The organism is Bradyrhizobium sp. UBA2491, assembly GCF_002341725.1.
Lineage (GTDB): Bacteria > Pseudomonadota > Alphaproteobacteria > Rhizobiales > Xanthobacteraceae > Bradyrhizobium.
The window spans coordinates 1-18137 of the sequence record NZ_DDOP01000072.1 but is presented as its reverse complement, the minus strand read 5'-3'; the positions used below and the strand labels follow the sequence as shown (position 1 = coordinate 18137).

General features: G+C 65.0%; 21 protein-coding genes. 12 read left to right on the top strand and 9 right to left on the bottom strand.

All coding sequences use genetic code 11. From position 1 onward, the window contains the following. Positions 1 to 116: 116 nt before the first annotated feature. The 3 genes from B2W55_RS24400 to B2W55_RS24390 all read left to right on the top strand — a co-directional run bounded on the left by B2W55_RS24400 (position 117) and on the right by B2W55_RS24390 (position 2590). The gene (locus B2W55_RS24400; protein WP_024583963.1) at positions 117 to 482 is read left to right on the top strand and encodes a response regulator; all 366 of its coding nucleotides are present in this window, start codon (positions 117 to 119) and stop codon (positions 480 to 482) included. Positions 483 to 557: 75 nt separating this feature from the next. Then, complete coding sequence (locus B2W55_RS24395; protein ID WP_024583962.1) at positions 558 to 1721, top strand: protein-glutamate methylesterase/protein-glutamine glutaminase; 1164 nt, start codon at positions 558 to 560, stop codon at positions 1719 to 1721. Continuing rightward, positions 1718 to 2590 carry a CheR family methyltransferase gene (locus B2W55_RS24390; protein ID WP_024583961.1) on the top strand — a complete coding sequence of 291 codons (873 nt, stop codon included), beginning with the start codon at positions 1718 to 1720 and terminating at the stop codon, positions 2588 to 2590. The genes B2W55_RS24395 and B2W55_RS24390 overlap by 4 nt, the downstream gene beginning before the upstream one ends. A gap of 178 nt (positions 2591 to 2768) precedes the next feature. Here B2W55_RS24390 and B2W55_RS24385 read toward each other — a convergent pair whose 3' ends face one another. From B2W55_RS24385 to B2W55_RS24370, 4 genes are all read right to left on the bottom strand, one after another. Next, positions 2769 to 3926, bottom strand: a complete 1158-nt coding sequence (locus B2W55_RS24385) for a glutathionylspermidine synthase family protein (protein ID WP_024583960.1) — start codon at positions 3924 to 3926, stop codon at positions 2769 to 2771. Positions 3927 to 3965: 39 nt separating this feature from the next. Beyond that, complete coding sequence (locus B2W55_RS24380; protein WP_145987262.1) at positions 3966 to 4184, bottom strand: hypothetical protein; 219 nt, start codon at positions 4182 to 4184, stop codon at positions 3966 to 3968. A 96-nt stretch (positions 4185 to 4280) separates the two neighbouring features. Beyond that, a complete protein-coding gene (locus tag B2W55_RS24375; RefSeq protein WP_024583959.1) occupies positions 4281 to 4694 on the bottom strand; it encodes a hypothetical protein in 414 nt (137 codons plus the stop codon). A gap of 16 nt (positions 4695 to 4710) precedes the next feature. Continuing rightward, entirely contained in the window at positions 4711 to 5115 is a 405-nt protein-coding gene (locus tag B2W55_RS24370) for a DUF350 domain-containing protein (protein ID WP_024583958.1), read from the bottom strand. Between the two features lie 223 nt (positions 5116 to 5338). Here B2W55_RS24370 and B2W55_RS24365 point away from each other — a divergent pair, with 223 nt between their 5' ends. From B2W55_RS24365 to B2W55_RS24355, 3 genes are read left to right on the top strand one after another with little or no spacing between them, the layout of a single operon-like run. Continuing rightward, complete coding sequence (locus B2W55_RS24365; RefSeq protein ID WP_145987261.1) at positions 5339 to 5596, top strand: hypothetical protein; 258 nt, start codon at positions 5339 to 5341, stop codon at positions 5594 to 5596. A 19-nt stretch (positions 5597 to 5615) separates the two neighbouring features. Then, positions 5616 to 6803, top strand: coding sequence for a hypothetical protein (locus B2W55_RS24360; protein ID WP_024583956.1), 1188 nt, complete (start codon positions 5616 to 5618; stop codon positions 6801 to 6803). Between the two features lie 10 nt (positions 6804 to 6813). After that, a complete protein-coding gene (locus B2W55_RS24355; RefSeq protein ID WP_024583955.1) occupies positions 6814 to 8400 on the top strand; it encodes a S53 family peptidase in 1587 nt (528 codons plus the stop codon). A 60-nt stretch (positions 8401 to 8460) separates the two neighbouring features. Here B2W55_RS24355 and ctrA read toward each other — a convergent pair whose 3' ends face one another. Next, positions 8461 to 9162: a response regulator transcription factor CtrA gene (gene ctrA / locus B2W55_RS24350; RefSeq protein WP_016848562.1), complete on the bottom strand. Its 702-nt coding sequence runs from the start codon at positions 9160 to 9162 to the stop codon at positions 8461 to 8463. A gap of 366 nt (positions 9163 to 9528) precedes the next feature. Between ctrA and fliI the strand changes: the two genes are divergently transcribed. The 4 genes from fliI to B2W55_RS24330 all read left to right on the top strand — a co-directional run bounded on the left by fliI (position 9529) and on the right by B2W55_RS24330 (position 13027). Then, the gene (fliI, locus tag B2W55_RS24345) at positions 9529 to 10854 is read left to right on the top strand and encodes a flagellar protein export ATPase FliI (RefSeq protein ID WP_024583954.1); all 1326 of its coding nucleotides are present in this window, start codon (positions 9529 to 9531) and stop codon (positions 10852 to 10854) included. Positions 10855 to 10962: 108 nt separating this feature from the next. Beyond that, positions 10963 to 11382 (top strand): flagellar export protein FliJ, encoded by a 420-nt coding sequence (fliJ, locus tag B2W55_RS24340; protein ID WP_024583953.1) that lies wholly within the window; start codon positions 10963 to 10965, stop codon positions 11380 to 11382. A gap of 187 nt (positions 11383 to 11569) precedes the next feature. Beyond that, entirely contained in the window at positions 11570 to 12115 is a 546-nt protein-coding gene (locus B2W55_RS24335; RefSeq protein ID WP_024583952.1) for a sigma-70 family RNA polymerase sigma factor, read from the top strand. 3 nt (positions 12116 to 12118) lie between these two features. Next, a complete protein-coding gene (locus B2W55_RS24330) occupies positions 12119 to 13027 on the top strand; it encodes an anti-sigma factor (RefSeq protein WP_024583951.1) in 909 nt (302 codons plus the stop codon). A gap of 6 nt (positions 13028 to 13033) precedes the next feature. Here B2W55_RS24330 and B2W55_RS24325 read toward each other — a convergent pair whose 3' ends face one another. After that, the gene (locus tag B2W55_RS24325; protein ID WP_024583950.1) at positions 13034 to 14302 is read right to left on the bottom strand and encodes an FAD-dependent oxidoreductase; all 1269 of its coding nucleotides are present in this window, start codon (positions 14300 to 14302) and stop codon (positions 13034 to 13036) included. A 115-nt stretch (positions 14303 to 14417) separates the two neighbouring features. Between B2W55_RS24325 and B2W55_RS24320 the strand changes: the two genes are divergently transcribed. Next, positions 14418 to 14867: a MarR family winged helix-turn-helix transcriptional regulator gene (locus tag B2W55_RS24320; protein WP_024583949.1), complete on the top strand. Its 450-nt coding sequence runs from the start codon at positions 14418 to 14420 to the stop codon at positions 14865 to 14867. Positions 14868 to 14995: 128 nt separating this feature from the next. Here B2W55_RS24320 and B2W55_RS24315 read toward each other — a convergent pair whose 3' ends face one another. Further along, complete coding sequence (locus B2W55_RS24315) at positions 14996 to 15298, bottom strand: DUF6506 family protein (RefSeq protein WP_024583948.1); 303 nt, start codon at positions 15296 to 15298, stop codon at positions 14996 to 14998. Positions 15299 to 15423: 125 nt separating this feature from the next. Between B2W55_RS24315 and B2W55_RS24310 the strand changes: the two genes are divergently transcribed. Further along, positions 15424 to 16317, top strand: a complete 894-nt coding sequence (locus B2W55_RS24310) for a LysR substrate-binding domain-containing protein (protein WP_024583947.1) — start codon at positions 15424 to 15426, stop codon at positions 16315 to 16317. A gap of 189 nt (positions 16318 to 16506) precedes the next feature. Here B2W55_RS24310 and B2W55_RS24305 read toward each other — a convergent pair whose 3' ends face one another. Together B2W55_RS24305 and B2W55_RS24300 are read right to left on the bottom strand one after the other, a co-directional pair. Further along, the gene (locus B2W55_RS24305; RefSeq protein WP_024583946.1) at positions 16507 to 16707 is read right to left on the bottom strand and encodes a hypothetical protein; all 201 of its coding nucleotides are present in this window, start codon (positions 16705 to 16707) and stop codon (positions 16507 to 16509) included. A gap of 385 nt (positions 16708 to 17092) precedes the next feature. Then, a partial coding sequence (locus B2W55_RS24300; protein WP_291532295.1) for an FHIPEP family type III secretion protein occupies positions 17093 to 18137 on the bottom strand: 1045 nt, incomplete at its 5' end.

Here is an 18137-nt window from a genome sequence, read left to right as displayed (position 1 = left end):
TCGCGTGCTCGAACTGGTGCCTGACGCCAAAGCCGCTTGAAACGGCGGCGTGAGACAAGCCGATAGAACTGAAGAACTGAAACATCCCACCGGGGATGAGGAAGTAGAGGTCGCAAATGAGAACGTGTCTTGTGGTCGATGACTCCAGCGTCATTCGCAAGGTCGCCCGCCGTATCCTTGAAGGGCTCGATTTCCAGATCGTCGAGGCCGAAGACGGCGCCAAGGCGCTCGAGGTCTGCAAGCGTGCGCTGCCGGACGCGGTGCTGCTCGACTGGAACATGCCCGTGATGGACGGTTACGAGTTTCTCGGCAATCTCCGTCGCATGCCCGGCGGCGATCAGCCCAAGGTCGTGTTCTGCACCACCGAGAATGACGTCGCGCATATCGCCCGCGCGCTGCATGCCGGTGCCAACGAGTACATCATGAAGCCGTTCGACCGTGACATCGTCACCGCGAAGTTCCAGGAAGTCGGCTTGCTCTAAGTCTGCGTTTGATCCGGCGGCGGAAGCCCTCGGCTCAACGGTTGTTGTGCGTCGTGTTGCGTCGCTGGTGAAGTCATGAGTGTTGCGTCGACAAGTGCTGCGGTCCCGACATCGACCCGTACCGACAAGGTGCGGGTGATGGTGGTCGACGATTCCGTCGTCATCCGCGGAATGATATCGCGCTGGATCGGCGCCGAGCCCGACATGGAGGTCGTGGCTTCGCTGCGCACCGGCCTCGACGCCGTCAACCAGCTCGAGCGCATCAATCCCGATGTCGCGGTGCTCGATATCGAGATGCCCGACCTCGACGGCATCTCGGCGTTGCCGCAGCTCTTGGCGAAGAAGCGCGACCTCGTCGTCATCATGGCGTCCACGCTGACCCGTCGCAACGCGGAGATCAGCCTGAAGGCGCTCTCGCTCGGCGCTGCCGACTACATTCCGAAGCCGGAGAGCACGCGCGAGGCGACCGCCGCGGAAACCTTCCGCCACGACCTGATCCAGAAGATCCGTCATCTCGGCGCCAAGGCGCGGCGCAGCACGGTGCACACTGCGAGCCCGCCGCTTGCGCCCGGACAGGACAAGCCGCGGGCTGTGGCTCCAGGCGTAGCGCCCGCCGCGCCGGCCCAGCCGGTGCGTCGCCCGTTCGGCCTCTTGCAGCCGAAAGTGTTGCTGATCGGCTCCTCGACCGGCGGCCCGCAGGCGCTGATGACGCTGGTCGGCGAGATCGGGCCGGTGATCGATCGCTACCCCGTGCTGATCACCCAGCACATGCCGCCGACCTTCACCACCATCCTGGCCGAGCACCTGGCGCGGGCGAGCAAGCGGCCGGCGCACGAGGCTGTTGACGGCGAGAGCATCAAGCCGGGCCAGATCTATCTGGCGCCCGGCGGCCGCCACATGCGCATCTCCCGCCACGGCATCGATGCCACGATCGCGCTCGACGACGGGCCGCCGGTCAATTTCTGCAAGCCCGCGGTGGATCCGATGTTCACCTCCGCGATCGACGTCTGGCAGGGCAGCATCCTGTCGGTGATCCTGACCGGCATGGGCTCCGACGGCATGCGCGGCGGCAAGGACATCGTTACCGCTGGCGGCAGCGTGATCGCGCAGGACGAAGCGACCAGCGTGGTGTGGGGCATGCCCGGTGCCGCGGTCAACGCCGGAATCTGCGCTGCCGTGCTGCCGCTCAATCAGATCGCATCGAAGATCGTTCGCGTGTTTGCCGGAGACCGCTCGTGACGCCGCTGGACTACGAGTATCTGCGTAAGCTGCTGAAGGAACGCTCCGGCCTCGATCTGTCGGCCGACAAGCAGTATCTGGTCGAGAGCCGCCTGCTGCCGCTGGCGCGCAGGTCGAATCTCAATGGCATTCCCGAGCTCGTGCAGCGAATGAAGGGCGGCGCCGAGCCGCTGACCTCGGAAGTGGTCGAAGCCATGACCACCAACGAGACCTTCTTCTTTCGCGACAAGATTCCGTTCGATCACCTGAAGGACGCGGTGCTGCCGGCGCTTGCGCAGGCACGCGCGGCGCGCCGCGCCTTGCGGATCTGGTGCGCGGCGTCGTCGACCGGGCAGGAGCCGTATTCGATCGCGATGCTGCTGAAGGAAATGACCGCACTGTTCTCGGGCTGGCGGATCGAGATCGTCGCCACCGATCTGTCGCAGGCGGTGCTGGAGAAGTCCAGGGCCGGCCTGTTCAGCCAGTTCGAGGTGCAGCGCGGCCTGCCGATCCATCTGCTGGTGAAGTATTTCGCGCAGAAGGGCGAGCTCTGGCAGCTCAATGCCGATATCCGCAGCATGGTGCAGCATCGCCAGCTCAACCTGCTGCAAGATATTTCGCATCTCGGCACGTTCGACGTGATCTTCTGCCGCAACGTGCTGATCTATTTCGATCAGCAGACCAAGGCGGGTATTTTCGGCAAGGTGGCCAGGATGCTGGAGCCGGACGGCGTGCTGGCGCTCGGCGCGGCGGAATCCGTAGTCGGCATCACCAACCTGTTCAAGCCCTATCCCGACCGCCGCGGGCTCTATCAGCCGAATATCGCGCCGGTCGCCCGCGCTGGCGCCGCGCCGCACGTGCTGAAGGCGGTCGCGTCGGCTGCGCGGTGAGTTCAGCCCTCGCAAGCTCAAAGGCTAGCTGGGTTTCTCCCCGTCATCCTGAGGAGTGCGCTCTTGCGCGCGTCTCGAAGGGTCGACGGCCACCAGCCGGGCCGCGCATCCTTCGAGACGCGCTGCGCGCTCCTCAGGATGACGGTGAAAGAGCTGCGTTTGCTCCAACTGTTCTCAGCTACAGAATCGCGTGCGGCAGGAAGCGCGAGGTGTTGCCGGTGATCGGGTTCTCGTCCTCGCGGATCGACAGCCCGCACGGCGTGTGGTCGACCAGCCAGCTGCCGAGCACCGGATACTGGCCGGAGAAATTCGGCAGCGGCGCCAGCGCCTGGCGGATGAAGCCTTCGGCGCCGTAGGGACCTTGCTCCGCGACCAGCGTGAGGCCGGCGCTGACCAGTTCGACATTGGCGCCCTCGCGCGAATAGATCGGCTTGCGCACAAAGGAGCTGCCGAGCTGGGCGGCCTGCGGGTCGTCCTCGAAATAGGCCGGCAGCAAATTGGGGTGGCGCGGAAACATCTCCCATAGCATCGGCAGGATGCCCTTGTTGGACAGGATCGCCTTCCACGGCGGCTCGATCCATCGCGTCGGCGCGGTCGCAAGATTCTTGCCGAACGCGTCGTGAAACATCCACTCCCACGGATAGAGCTTGAACGCGAGCGCGATCGGGCGTTCGTCGAGATCGACGAACTGGCCGTCGCTGCGCAGCCCGACCTGCTCGATGTCGAGTAGCGTGGTCTTCAGTCCGGCCTGCGCCGCGGTGTCCTCGAGATAGGCGAGCGTGCCCGCGTCCTCGGCATTTCCGGTCAAACCGGTAAGGTGCAGTGGGTGCGTTGCGCCGAGCTTCTTCCAGGTGTCGATCAACCGGTCGTGGATCGAGTTGAACTGGTCGGCGCGCTTCGGGATGATGGTGCGCGCGATCGCCTGCTCGAGCCAGGTCCATTGAAACACCGCCGCCTCGAAAATCGAGGTCGGCGTGTCGGCATTGTATTCGAGCAGCTTGGCCGGGCCGCTGCCGCTGTATTTGAGGTCGAGCCGGCCGTACAGGCTGGGGTCCTTGCGGCGCCAGCTTGTTGCGATCAGATCCCAATGATCCTGCGGGATCTTCAGCCGCCGCAACTGGCGTTCATCGCTGACCGCGCGGCCGGCGAGCTCGAGACACATTGCCTCGATCTCGCCGGTCGGCGCCTCGATGTCGCGCTCGATTTCGTCGAGCGTGAAGGCGTAATAGGCGCGCTCGTCCCAGTAGCGTTCGCCGTCGATGGTGTGGAAGGTGAAGCCGGCATTCTCGGCAGTCGTCTGCCAATCGTCGCGTTCGGGACATGCGATACGTTGCATGAAGGGGTCCGTGATCTCTTGATCCGCGTCAGCCTGGTGTCAGCCGCCAGCATGTCGGTGACCGCTATCGCCATCGTGGGCGAAGCTCCGCGGTGCACCACCGAAGCCGCCGGCAGGCGACAATTGCTCGGGCTTTTTCTTCCGTCCACGCCCTGCATGGTGGTGGCTGCGGGCATCGGCCGGAGGCAAGCCCATCGCTGCCGCGCCGATCGCGACACTTCCCATCAATTTCAGCCAGACGCGGCGCGAGCGTTTCATCGACGCAATTCCTGTGATCGGCGGAGCCGCCGCAAGTGTCCATCAGGCCCGATCATCGGGCAAGTGAAAGCGCGCGACGACACGTCAAAGTGTGCATCAGCCGCCGCCGAAGCCGAACGCATGCGCGAACGAGCCGAAGCCGCCGCGGCTCACCGACGAGCTCGACGACGAACCGGATGAGGATGACGAGCCGCTCGACGAGGAGCCGCTGCTATAGAAGCTGGTATGCGACGAGCCGCCGCCCGATCCGGACGACGAACCGCGCGGCGCGCAATCGGCGCCGGGTTGCGGCACGGCGCCGCCCGGCGTGGTCACGCCCGGCGGGGTCGGCTGCACCGGCTGACAGTTCTGTCGCGGCATCAGCGCATAGGCGCCGCCGCCGACCGCGAGCGTGCCCATCACCAGCAGCGCGACATGGCTCGAGCGCTTGGAAGGCGGATCCGGTGGCAGCGGCACCGCCGGCACCACCGGTCGCCGCTTGCCGAATTCCGGGTTGGGTTTGCGCGCCATGGTTCGGCTCAATGGCTCAGTAGATCATGCAGGCCGCGTTCAGCGCGCCGGCCGCCAGCGAGGACAGCCCGAGCCAGATCGCAGCGGCCATCTCGCCGGAGGCGATCCGCGCCGAGAGGTTCGGTACCGGGATCTTCACGATGTAATAGACGATGATCTGCACGATAAGCGCGATGATGCTCCAGATCAGGCAATCCACCACATTGGCGGAATGGGCGATCGCGCTGACCACCGGCAGCACGAAGCCGAGCAGGCTGAGGCCGAGCGCGATCGCCGCCGCCGGATCATTGTCGCGGATCAGCTGGAATTCGTCATGCGGCGTGACGCGCGTGTAGACGAACAGGTAGGCGACCACGGCGATCAGCGCCGTACAGAAATAGACCAGGAAGGCCGGCAGGCCGGCGAGGGATTGCAGGATCATGTGATGCGCCCGAATTGCCCTAGATCGTCATCCTATAGCTGATTGGTCGCAGTTCGCGAAGCGCCGGTTCGATCCGGCGCGGACTTGTCGACATCGACATGGGGGCACGACCGCCGAAAAATTGCTGCGCGAGGATGTGAGCCGCTTCACAACGGGCATATCGATAGTCGTCTATACGGTATGCAACCAAAAGTACGTGTCGCGAATGGGTTCGGTGATCCCGATGACGACGAGTTTTGGCAATGACATCCTGCCGATGTTTCGACCGGGCGACATCGCCTGCATGACGCCGAAGGGCGTTCGGCTCGGCGACGCCAGTTGGGTCTGCGATCCGGCCGGCAATGACGACTTTCCCGATCATGCCAATGCGCGCCGCGTCTTCGCCGCGCTGTCATCCGGCTTCATGCCGCCTGGTCACCGATGGTCGCAGGACTCGCTCGATCTCTATGCGAGCTGGATGGGAGACGGATTCCAACCTTGAGCCAACTTGGAGAGCAAAGATGAGAAGGTCGATCGATACGCTGCTCGTCTGTGGTCTGTTCATCCTTCCCGCCCTTCCTGCCGTGGCGCAGTCGTCGCCAAATCCCGCGATGACCGCGCCGGATCAGGTGGCTTGGCAGCTCTTCATCCAGGCCAACACGCGTGCCGGCGGCAGCAATTCGACATTCGAGACCTGGGCGAGCGATACCGATCTGTTCCAGCCCGATCCGCAGTTTCCCGCCGCCGCGACACCGCCGGCGCTGCGTCCGGCGATCCTGCCGCAGGTGGCGCGCGAAGGCGTGCAGCAGAGCGGCGGCTTGCTGCCGGCGCTGCCGCCGGGGGTCGCGCAGGGGCAGATGGAGGAAACCCGTCACAACAAGCCGACGTTCGACTTCATCGTTCAGAACAACCTCTACAAGCTGTCGGGCGTGAAGGCCGCATTCGGCAAGACGCTGTCGTTCCCGGTCGATTCGGTCGAGGTGAAGGGCAACTGGGTGCCGGTCAGCGACATCCCGCAATTCACCAACAACAAGGTGACGGTGGCGCAGGCGCCGCAGCTCTATCACGTCAACAGCGCGGGCGGCGTGCAATACGCCCTGGTCTCGATGCATGTGATCAGCAAGCAGGTGCCGAACTGGACCTGGGCGACGTTCGAGCACCGCTTCAATCCGAGCCGCTGCGATATCATCGGTTGCCGCGATGGTTTCGGCGCGCAGACCGCGTTCGTGCCGTCCAACCGTACCGCCGGCCAGGGCTATCCGGATTGCGTGAAGACGCCGGCATTGGCGGCGATGCTGTCGAGCGCGGACATCGATCCGGTCTACAACAATTACTGCCTGAAGGGCTCCCAGGTCGATTTCACCGACAATGTCGGGCTCGATATCAGGGTCGGCAATTCCGTCACCGAGGACGGCTTCGTCGCGACGTCGTCCTGCATCACCTGCCACGGTCGCGCGGCCTTCAAGGCGGACGGCACGCCGTCGTCGCAGGCCGGATTCTTGTCGTTCGGCCCCAATGGCCCGGTCGCTCCGCTCGGACCGCTGCTGCCGGAATGGTACTGGAAGTTCTCGAGCCAACCGCCGATCTTCGAAGGCAAGCCCGGTCTCACGCGGATCGCGACTGCGGCCGACTTCGTCTGGTCGATTCCGTTCTGCGCGTATGATGATACGCAAAATCCGGTGCAGCCGACGCCATGCGGCGGCAAGTGAGACCGCGTTGATGGCGGGCACCTCCGAGCGCAGGGTTCCGCTTGCCGGCAGCAACCGCGCCGCGCCCGAAGGCGCGACGCTGGTCGGCGATGTCGATCCCGACGAGCGGATCACCGTCGTGGTCTATGTCAAGCGGCGCACCCCCGACGCGTTCGCGCCGGGTAGCGCCGGTGACCTGGCCCGGCTCGCCAAACCGGTCACCCGGCATGAGCTCGCGACGCAGCGCCATCGCAGCCATGCCAGCGCCGCCGCGCGGATCACACGACTGGCGGCGGAGCGGGGCTTCACCGTCGTCGCCACCGATCTCGTCGCACGCACGGTGGTGCTTGAAGGCACGGCGAGGCAGATGGCCGAGACCTTCGGCGCGACGCTTCGTACCTATCGTGATGGCGAGCACGTGTTTCGTGCGCGCGTCGGCGCCCTGACGGTGCCGGCCGAGATCGCGCCGTGGACCCGCGCCATTCTCGGCTTCGATCAGCGGCCGCTCCGCACCACGCGGCCGCTGCTGCGGGCCCGTGGCGGCCCGGATGCCGGCAGCGGGCTGTGGCCGACCGACATCGCGGCCCGCTGCGGCATTCCGTTGGATCGCGACGTGTCGTCGATCAGCGTCGGCATCATAGCCCTCGGCGGCGGCTATCTCGAAAGCGACCTCGCCGCGGCGCTGGCCGGCATGAACCGGCAGCCGCCAGTCGTCGTCAATGTCCCGCCGACCGGCAATGACAACGGACTCGGCACCAGCGATGTCGCCGATCAGGAGCTTGCGCTCGATCTCCAGGTGCTTGCCGGCCTGCTGCCGAACAGCAAGATCGTGGTCTACTTCGCCGAGAATTCCGCCGCCGGTCTGACCGAGGCGATCCATCAAGCGGTGTTCGACGAACAGCATGCGCCTCAGGTGATCTCGGTCAGCTGGGGCAGCGCCGAAAAATTCTGGACCGAGCCGGGGCGCGACGCGATGCAGGCGGTCCTCGCCGATGCCGCGCGGCTGCGCGTCAGCGTGCTGTTCGCCTCCGGCGACCAGCTCGCAACCAGCGGCCTGACCGACGGCAAGGTCCACGTCTGGTTTCCCGCCTCGAGCCCCTATGCGACGAGCTGCGGCGGCACGCAGCCAGGACCTGCGGCGGGCAATGGGTCGGCCGCGGCGGACGCGGTCTGGAACGCGGGCACGATCGGCACCGGCGGCGGCATCAGCGACGCGTTTCCCGTGCCCGACTATCAATCGCACCTGACACTGCCGAAATCGCAGAACGACGGCGCGATCCGGCGCGGCGTTCCTGATGTCGCCTGCGCGGCCGCGGTAAGCCCGGGCTATCGCATCATCGTCAACGGTCAACCGATGGCGATGAGCGGGACCAGCGCCGCGACACCGCTATGGGCCGCCCTTGTCGCCATGGCTGTCGCCGCGCGCGGCGAGCAGATCGGCTTTCTCAACGCGGCACTTTATTCCAACCCCGGCGCTTTCCGTGCAGTCGAGCAGGGCAACAATCGCGTCGGCGGCAAGGGCTACGATGCCGGCCCTGGCTGGAGTGCCTGCACCGGGCTTGGCGTGCCGAAGGGCGCGGATCTCCTCGCCGCCCTGACCACGGTCCCGGTGGCGTGACATCGCAAACAAAAACCCCGCCATTTGCGGCGGGGTTGAGGAGGTTTGCTGTAGAAAGCGTCAGGCGGGAATGCGTTCGTCGGCCTCGTGCGGCTCGCGCAGCACATAGCCGCGGCCCCACACGGTCTCGATGAAATTGCGGCCCTCGGAGGCGTTGGCGAGCTTCTTGCGCAGCTTGCAGATGAAGACGTCGATGATCTTCAGCTCCGGCTCGTCCATGCCGCCGTAGAGATGGTTGAGGAACATTTCCTTGGTGAGGGTGGTGCCCTTGCGGAGCGAGAGCAGCTCCAGCATCTGGTATTCCTTGCCGGTCAGGTGCACGCGCTGGCCACCGACCTCGACCGTCTTGGTGTCGAGATTGACCACGAGATCGCCGGTCTGGATGACCGACTGGGCGTGACCCTTGGAGCGGCGCACGATCGCATGGATGCGGGCGACCAGTTCGTCCTTGTGGAAGGGCTTGGTCATGTAATCGTCGGCGCCGACGCCGAGACCCTTGACCTTGTCCTCGATGCCGGCGAGGCCGGAGAGGATCAGAATGGGGGTTTTGATCTTCGACACCCGGAGCTGCTTGAGCACGTCGTAACCGGACATGTCGGGCAGGTTGAGGTCGAGAAGGATGATGTCGTAGTCGTAAAGTTTGCCGAGATCGACGCCCTCTTCGCCGAGGTCCGTCGTGTAGACGTTGAAACTCTCGGACTTGAGCATCAATTCGATCGACTGCGCGACGGCGCTGTCATCTTCAATCAGCAAAACGCGCATGCCAGTCCCCTATAGTCGCCGCTCCGGGCGTCAGGTCGGCCGCACTTGCGGCACTCACAAAACGCCTTTGACAACTGATTCGGATCCTGACGAGATATGGTTAACAAAAACTGATTCCTCTGCGCAAGCTCTAACCGTGCAATTTTTGTCGAATCGCCCTAAGATATTGCGTAGAAGAAGCTTTTCCTACCCGCTCTCGTTCAGATTCCACATTAAGAGCCGGGCCTAACCGACTCTCGCGACTCGCCCTTCTTCTGATGGGCAAGCGACCTCAGTCACCAAAGACAGTGACGCAATGATTAATGATGCGGGTAAACACGAAGTTAAGCGGCCGCCGCAAAATTGCGGAAACTTAAGGTTTTCGCAATGAAGGCGCTCGCGGAGCAGATAGGCGACATCGACGGCGTCAATATTTATGGCCGTGTGGTCGGCGTCCGCGGGCTGATGGTGGAGATCGCTGGGCCGATTCACGCGATGTCGGTCGGCGCGCGCATCGTGATCGACGTCGGCGCCGGCCGCTTCATCCCGGCCGAAGTGATCGGCTTCTCCGGCGAGAATGCGGTGGTGATGCCGTTCGGCGGGCTCGATGGCGTCAGGCGGGGTTGCCGCGCCGTCATCGCCAATGCGGCGAGCCAGGTGCGGCCGTCGCCGGCCTGGCTCGGTCGCGTCGTCAACGCGATGGGCGAGCCGATCGACGGCAAGGGGCCGCTGGTGCAGGGCGCCTCGCCGATGCCCTACCGCAACTCGCCGCCGCCGGCGCATTCGCGCAAGCGGGTCGGTCCGCCGCTCGATCTCGGCGTGCGCGGCCTTAACACTTTCCTGACCTGCTGCCGCGGCCAGCGGCTCGGCATCTTCGCCGGCTCGGGCGTCGGCAAGTCGGTACTGCTGTCGATGCTGGCGCGCAACGTCGATGCGGCGATCTCGGTGATCGGCCTGATCGGCGAACGCGGCCGCGAGGTGCAGGAGTTCCTCCAGGAGGATCTCGGCGAGGAGGGGCTGGCGCGCTCGGTCGTGGTGGTCGCGACATCGGACGAGCCGGCGCTGATGCGGCGCCAGGCGGCTTACCTCACGCTGGCCATCGCCGAGTATTTCCGCGACGAGGACCAGGACGTGCTGTGCCTGATGGATTCGGTGACGCGCTTTGCGATGGCGCAGCGCGAGATCGGGCTCTCGGCCGGCGAACCGCCGACCGCGAAGGGCTACACGCCGACCGTGTTCACCGAGCTGCCGAAGCTACTGGAGCGGGCAGGGCCGGGCACCGGCGACGGCACCATCACCGCGATCTTCACGGTGCTGGTCGACGGCGACGATCACAATGAGCCGATCGCGGACGCGGTGCGCGGCATCCTCGACGGTCATATTGTGATGCAGCGGGCGATCGCCGAGCGCGGGCGCTATCCCGCGGTCAACATCCTCAAATCGGTCTCGCGCACCATGCCGCGCGCCGCCGACCCCAATTTCCTGCCCTTCATCACCAAGGCGCGCCAGGTGATGGCGACCTATGCCGACATGGAGGAACTGATCCGGCTCGGTGCCTACCGGCCGGGTTCCAGTCCCGAGGTCGACGAGGCGATCCGGCTGCATGAGCCGCTGGAAGGCTTCCTGCGCCAGGCCAAGGACGAGGCGACCAGCCTGGACGACGGCTACCGGCAACTGGCTCAAATCCTGTCGGGTTTGGAAACGGAACGCTAACTTTGTCAGGCCATCATCCCCGGCACACCATAGCTATGCCGGCGGGGCCCAGGGGGGAGCCGGTTCTGTCCCGCGTTCAGAATGGGGACTTCTGGGGAGTATGAGTCGATGAAGTCACGTGAAACGCTGATCCGCCTGAAGAAATTTCAGGTCGATGAAAAGCGCCGCCGGGTTACCCAGATCGAAGGCATGATCGCCGACTTCCAGCGCATGTCGGTCGAGCTCGAGCGCGAGATCCAGACCGAGCAGGAGCGCGCCGGGATCAACGACCCCACGCATTTCGCCTATCCCACCTATGCCAAGGCAGCGATCCAGCGCCGCGAGAACCTGACCCGCTCGGCCGACGAACTGCGCGCCCAGCTCGATGACGCCAAGGCGCTGCTGTCGGAAGCCTTCGAGGAACTGAAGAAGGTCGAGCTGCTCGACGAGCGCGACCAGGCACGTGAGCGCGCCGAAGAGACCGCCCGCGAACAGGCCGACATGGATTCGATCGGCCTGATGCGCGCCCGCCTCGGCGTCATCGCCTGAGGCATGCCTCTACCTTCGACCAGATGAGAGCCCGGGCCGTTCGCCCGGGCTTTTTGTTTGGCGCTGTCCACAAGCCAGGCCACTTGGCGGATCGTGGTGTCGCAAAATATGCTACCACCGGTTCAGGCGATGATCGGCGACACGGTGGCAATGAAGCGATGGGGGATACAGGCTTGGAGGGCGCAAGATGCTGACGCCGGCTGAGCTGGTCTGGCTGATCGCCGCCGTCGCGAAGGGGGATGAGGCCGCCTTCGAGCGGCTGTACGCCGCGACACGCTCGAAACTCTTTGGCGTCGTGCTCCGTATCTTGCGGCGACAGGACCTCGCCGAGGAGGTCATTCAGGAGGCTTACGTCAAGATCTGGAACAGCGCCGGGCAGTTCAACCCAGCCCTGTCTTCTCCGATCACGTGGATGACGTCGATCGCGCGCAACCGCGCCATCGACGTGGTGCGCAAGCGCGGCGAAACCTCGCTCGAAGAGGAGCCGGCGGCGATGGAAGTCGCCGCAGACTCGCCCGATCCGCTGGCGCGTCGGGAAATGACGGAAGAGTTGAAGCGGTTGCTGGAGTGCGTCGGTCGTCTGGAACCTGATCGTCAGAAGCTCGTGCTGCTCGCCTATTACAACGGCTGGAGCCGCGAGCAGCTTGCCGCAAAGTTCGAAACGCCGGTCAACACGGTGAAGACCTGGCTGCGCCGCAGCCTGATGGATATCCGGGAGTGTCTTGGACTCTGATTGATGGCCTATAGCGAAGACCATATCGCGCTCGCCGCGGAATATGCACTCGGTACACTCGATGCCGAGGAGCGTACGCAGGTCGAGACCATGATGGCGGTCGACACCGAGTTCGCCGCCCTCGTGCAGGCCTGGGAGTTCAGGCTCGGTCCGCTCAACCAGATGGTCGGCCTGGTCGAGCCTGGTCCGGCCGTCTGGGAGAACATCAAGGCCGCGATCGGTCACGGCGGCGTGGCGCAGGCGCCGCTCATGCTGCCCGAGGCGCCGCCGATCTCGCCGCCACCGCCGCCCGCGGAGGTGCCGGACGTCGCGCCTGCGGAGATCCGGCAGCCGGCCGTCGTCGACGACGGCAATGTGATCGCGCTTGCCGGTCGGGTGAAGCGCTGGCGCGGCATCGCCTCGGCCGCGACCGCGATCGCGGCTGCGCTGCTGGTCACGCTCGGCTTGCAGGTCTACCGGCCCGATGCCCTGCCGAACGCGATCCGGCCGAAGCCGCGGATCCAGACCGTCGAAGTGAAGACGCCGGCGCCGGCCTTCGTGCCGTCGGCGCAATATGTCGCGCTGTTGCAGGGCCAGAATGGCGGGCCGGCCTTCATCCTGACCATCGATGGCGCGACCAAGAATTTCACCGTCCGCAAGGTCGGCGCGGCGTCCGAGCCCGGCAAGAGCTTCGAGCTCTGGCTGATCTCCGACAAGCTGCCGCAACCGCGCTCGCTCGGCGTGATCGGCGCTGACGATTTCACCACGCGTCCGGTGCTCTCGGGCTACGACCCCGACGTGATCGATGGCGCGACCTACGCGGTGACGGTCGAGCAGGCCGGCGGCTCGCCGAGCGGGCAGCCGACTTCGGCGCCGATCTTCACTGGCAAGCTGATCGAGACCGTGCCGTCCGGTTCGGGCACGCCGCGCTGACTGCGGTCAGCGGCCGCGCTGAAGCCGTGCCTTGAGCGACGGAATCCAGTCGGCGGCCCGCAGCGCCGCCTTGACGCGAAACCGCGCCAGCCCGCCTTCGGCATGGAAGCGCTCCATATCAGCAAGCGACGTTCGAACGGCACCAAAGCCGTATTCGATCATCTCGCGCTCATAATGCGCCAGCGCGGGGATCAGCTCCTGCTCGCCGCGGACCCAGGCCGAAAGGGCCGTGCGGAGCACCGCCGCCCCGCGCAACGCGGTGTTGGCACCGGTTCCGCGAAACGGGGTCATATTGTGTAGAGCGTCGCCCAGCAACGTCACGTTGCGCGTAGCCCAGTGGCCGATCGGAACCGAAGTCTTCACCGCGAATGCCGAGACCGTGGATGGATCAGCCATTTCGACCAGGCGCCTGAGCGAGGGGTGCCAGGTTTCCATCCGCGAGCGCACGACGTTCTTCAATCCATTGCCGTCGAGCTCGTTGAGGTCGACGGACGCGAACGCCCGACGCCGGGCGGAGAAGCCCCACATCACGAATGCCTGCCGTTCGATCGGGGAAATATCCGGGTCGGCCAGTAGATCGTCCTCGGCGTGGCGGTACTCGACGGCATTCGCGAACAGAAAGCCGCCACCCGGGCCGAGCACCGGTGTCGGCCCGCGCAGGATGGGGGCTGGAATTGCCGCCCGGTTGTCGTCGTCGAGCGCGAACTTGCCGTTGATGGCGAGGACGTCCGTCTCGACCCGGCGGGCCTGCGGCAGCAGCTCCCGGCGTACGCGGGAGGCCGCGCCGTCTGCGCCGACCACGACATCGCCCGCCGCGGTGCTGCCGTCCTCGAAATGCGCGATCACGGACCCGTCCGGGCCATCGGCGAAGCCGGAGAACGTCTTGCCGAAATGGGTGATGGCATCGAGACCGTCGAGCAGGATGCGACGAAGTGCGGTGCGCGTGATCGGGCGCTCCGCGTCGGGATCGCGGCGGTCGCTGTGCGGGAAGTCGATTGCCAGCAGACGGTGCAACCGATGATCGACGAACGTGATGCCCTGGCTCGGGTCGGCGGAGTTTGCAACCAGCCTGTCGAACAGCCTTGCCGGCAAGCAATCGCGAAGCGCGGCAGCGCCGGTCGCGCTGATGCTCAGCCGATAACCACCCTGGCGATCGGTCGGCGAATGGTCGCGCTCGAACACCTCGACGTCGACGCCGTCCGACTTCAAGCCGTGCGCCAGGCAGAGCCCGCCAGTTCCGGCCCCGACGATGATGACTCTTGGTGGACGCTTCACGGTCTTCTCCCGCGTCAGTGGGTGTATCGGCAAAGCCGCGCAATGCCCCACGATTGCCAAAGCAGCAGGCAAGCCATAATATCAGCTTCCTTATATATTATATCAGGGACCTGATATGTCAAGCCCGACCGGAATGCCGGCGCCGGTTTCCGCCGCGCTGGGATACACCATCAAGCTCGCGCAGCACGCGCTGAGATTGCGGGTCGATGACGCGATCCGGCCGCTCGGCATCACCGCGCCGCAATTCGCAGTCCTCGTCGCCGTCGATCTGGACCCCGGCATTTCAAATGCGGCGCTGGCGCGCGCAGCCTTCGTGACCCCGCAATCGATGCAGGGCATCGTTGCCAATCTCGAGCGCGACGGCCTGCTTCGGCGCAGCGCCGATCCGTTGCACGGCCGGATCCTGCGCAGCGAACTGACCCGCTCGGGGCGCAGCGTGCTTGGAAGGGCGCATGCGGCCGTCGCCGCGATCGAGGAGCGGATGACCAATTCGTTGAAGAACGCGGAGATCGAACAGCTCTCGATGCTGCTGCGGCGCTGCATCGACAATCTGCTTCAGCCCTGACCTGCCGGTCGACCCGAGCAGGAAAACGCCGGTGGCGTGCGGGTGCTTTCGATGTCGTCCGCAGCGGTAGCTCCAAGCGGAGCCACCGATCCGGATCATTCAGGCTGCGCGCTGCGCATCCGTCGGCTTCAATCGCGGAACAGCTCGTGCATGGGCGTGATCGCCTCAGGGCCATATCCGACGGAGCCCACCGGTATCTTGCCGCCGATCGCCTCGATCACGCGCGCTGTCCAGATCGGACCGAAGCCGCCGCACAGCTCGAGCAATTGAACGCCCTCCGCGACCAGTTGCTCGGCGACCCCGACGCCTTGCGACGGCTCGCTGACGCCGATCGCGATCATCTCGAAACGATCGGATTTCATCACGCTACGATGTCGGGTCGGGTCGAGCCCGCCGCCGGTCACGACGAAACCAAACTTTGTGAGTGCCACCAGAACGTCTCCCATGAGTCAGGGCTCCGCTGATCAGCCAGCGTGCCTCATCGACTTCCAGATGGCTGACCGGCTATAGTCCTGTCCAATGCGTATTTGGACCCAGTTGAGACCGAGTAGGACTGATGCTTGATCTTCAAAGGCTCAGATACTTCGTCGCCGTCGCCGAGCTGGAGAACGTCGGACGGGCGGCAAGATTGCTGCATCTGACGCAGTCGCCGCTCAGCCGGCAGATTCAATGCCTCGAAGCCGATCTTGGCATCATGCTGTTCCAGCGATCCAAGAAGCGGCTCAAGCTGACCGCTGCGGGACGTGATTTTCTCGTTGAAGCGAAGGCGCTGCTGTCGCATGGCGCAAGGGTGGAGGGCCGCGCGCGTGCGATCGCAACGGGATCGGCCGGTTCGCTGGTGATCGGCTATGTCGCCGGAGCGCTGCATGCCGGCGTCCTGGCGCGGTGGTTGAGGGCGCATGCTCAACGCGTGCCGGATGTCGAGATCGAGCTGAAGAACGTGCGGTCGCACGATCAGCACCGACAGCTTGTTGCCCGCGAGATCGATATCGGATTCGCACACGCCCGCCCGGGCCAGGACGAGCCGGTGCGATCGAAGCTGATCTACCAGGAAGCATTCAAGCTCGCCGTCCCCAGGGCAAGCAAATACGGTGCAGCGCCATCGGCGCGCGAACTGAGCAAGGCAAAATTCATCGCGTGGCCGGGATCGGGCGCCGCCGGAGGACGAAGCGAACTGGTCGAGGCATGCCGCGCTGCGGGCTTCGAGCCGGACATTCGCTATGAAGCCGCCGATCCCCTGGCCGTGCTGGAAATGGTCGGCGCCGGTCTTGGTCTGGCCGTCGTGCAAGCCAGTCTCGCGCGGATCAAGCCGCGAACCGTGTCATTCGCCGATCTGCCGCGCGGCTTCGATATGACGATGTCGATCCATCTGACATGCGCCGACGTATGCCCACCAGCGGCCGAGACATTCTTCGATCTCTCCGTCGCACCTGCTGGCTCGGCACCGTAGCGCGACCGAGATTGACCGGCCCGGACGCGCCTCAGAGCTCCGCACAAAAAGAAAACGCCCGTGGGGAGCGGGCGTTTTCGATAGTCAACTTGGGGGTAGTTGGGGGTCTTAAATATCCACGTAGCGACTTTGGGGGGCTGTAAAGAGCCACGTGAATTCCGTAAATTCTCCTGTTAGCGAACCTCTCTGCTAGCGAACCAGCGAGTTGCTCGAGCTCGTGATCGCAACCGGCTTGCCGGCCTTCACGATACGCGCCGTCTGGGTGTAACCCTCGTCCGACGAGTTGTGCGCCGTGATCCCGAAGCCAGCGACCAGAATACCGGCCACCAGAGCCACAACCACAATCTTCAGGTGCGTCGTCCGATCGGCGCTGTAGATCGAGTGGTTCATGGAAGTCTCCTGCCGCCTTCCTGCTCTGTAAATCTGTCGGTTCGGTCTGTCGTCCGGTTCAACGTCTCGTGCCTCGCTAACGTAGGATTTGCCGATTCCGTTCCGTAGAGGGCATCACAAAGCCGTGATCAGACGTGATCGGCCGCGATCAAAAATCGTCCTGGGGTGACGAAAGTCATATTAATAACTTGTAATATCAGTATCTTGCTTCCCTGGTCGACCACGGCGCCCGAGATCGGGCCGTTTCGGACAGTTCCACATAAATCAGTTGCCTGTGGCGAGAAAGCACAGGCCGAAATGCGAGTGATTTGCGGCGGCTAGAGCGGTTTCGAGCCGGGCGGAACGCCGGCTCACCCAGGGAAAACGTTCCCCCGACGGTAAGCGACTAGACGCTGCCGACCGTCTTCAACCGGGCGCGGGGATGGATTTCGGCCTGCGACAAGACGGTGGTCTGCGAGCGGAACCGTTCCACCAGGGAGCGAACGAACGGCCGGATCGCGGCCGACGTCACCAGCACCGGCGCTTCGCCTTCGCGCGCCGCCTGCTCGAAGGCGTTGCGCACGGCGGTCATGAACTCGGACAGTTTCGACGGCTGCATCGCCAGGCTGCGATCGTCGCCCTGGCCGACGATCGATTCCGCGAACGCCTGCTCCCACCGTGCCGACAGAGCGATCAGCGGCAGGTAGCCATTCGGCGAGGTGTTCTGGGCGCAGATCTGCCGCGCGAGGCGGGCGCGAACGTGCTCGACCATGGTGGCCGGATTGCGCGAGAACGCCAGCGCGTCGGCGATGCCCTCGAGGATGGTCGACAGATCGCGGATCGAGATGCGTTCGGCGAGCAGCAATTGCAGCACGCGCTGGATGCCCGACACCGTGACCTGGCTCGGCACGATGTCCTTGATCAATTCGCCCTGCTCCTTCGGCAGGTCCTTCAGGAGCTTCTGAACCTCGCCATAGGACAGCAGGTCCGACATGTTGGTCTTGAGCAGCTCGGTCAGGTGCGTCGACAGCACGGTGGCGGCGTCGACCACGGTGTAGCCCTTCAGCGCCGCCTCCTCCTTCAGGCCGGCATCGACCCAGGTCGCCGGCAGGCCGAAGGTCGGCTCGATGGTGTGGACGCCGGGCAGTTGCACCTGGTTGCCGGCGGGGTCCATGACCATGAACTGGCTCGGCCAGATCTTGCCGGTGCCGGCGTCGACTTCCTTGATCTTGATGACGTAGCTGTTGGCTTCGAGCTGGACGTTGTCGAGGATGCGCACCGCGGGCATCACAAAGCCCATCTCGATCGCCAGCGAGCGGCGCAGCGCCTTGATCTGCTCGGTCAGCCGGTCGGTGCCGTCGGGGCCGTTGACCAGCGGCAGCAGCGCGTAGCCGAGCTCGATCTTGAGGTCGTCGATCTTGAGCGCGGCGGCGATCGGCTCCTCGGCGGCC